This is a genomic window from Pseudomonas sp. HLMP (assembly GCF_046365545.1).
GTDB lineage: Bacteria > Pseudomonadota > Gammaproteobacteria > Pseudomonadales > Pseudomonadaceae > Aquipseudomonas > Aquipseudomonas guariconensis_B.
In genome coordinates, this window is record NZ_JBDLLR010000023.1 from 1 (window position 1) to 437 (window position 437).

The 437-nt window shown below is 55.4% G+C and carries 1 protein-coding gene; it reads right to left on the reverse strand.

From position 1 onward, the window contains the following. On the reverse strand, positions 1-437 hold a 437-nt coding region (locus ABFA30_RS24295), incomplete at both ends, for a transposase (protein WP_410046092.1).

Consider the following 437-nt stretch of genomic DNA (forward strand, 5'->3'; position numbering starts at 1 on the left):
TCTCCGTACAGAATCGCAAATTGATTCATCGCGCTTTTCCAATCATGGGCCGGTTTTCCCCAATTGGCTGTTATGTTGCGCAATCCCAGCCAAATCAGTTTGGTCGCTGCGTCATCATTTGGGAAATGCCCGCGAGTCTTGATGACCTTGCGTAGCTGGGCGTTGATGCTCTCGATGGCGTTGGTGGTGTAAATCACCTTTCTGATGGCCGGTGGGAAGACGAAAAATGGAATCACTCGATCCCAGGCGCGTCTCCAGGCAGCCACCACCGTTGGATATTTCTCGCCCCACGGCCCGTTCTCAAACTCATCGAGTGCTTGCTCAGCCGCTTCAGCATTGATGGCTTGGTAAATCGGCTTCAGCTCCTTGGCCAGAGCCCGCCGCTTGTCCCAGGCCGCGAAGTCGAGGCTGTTGCGGATCAGGTGCACGATGCACGT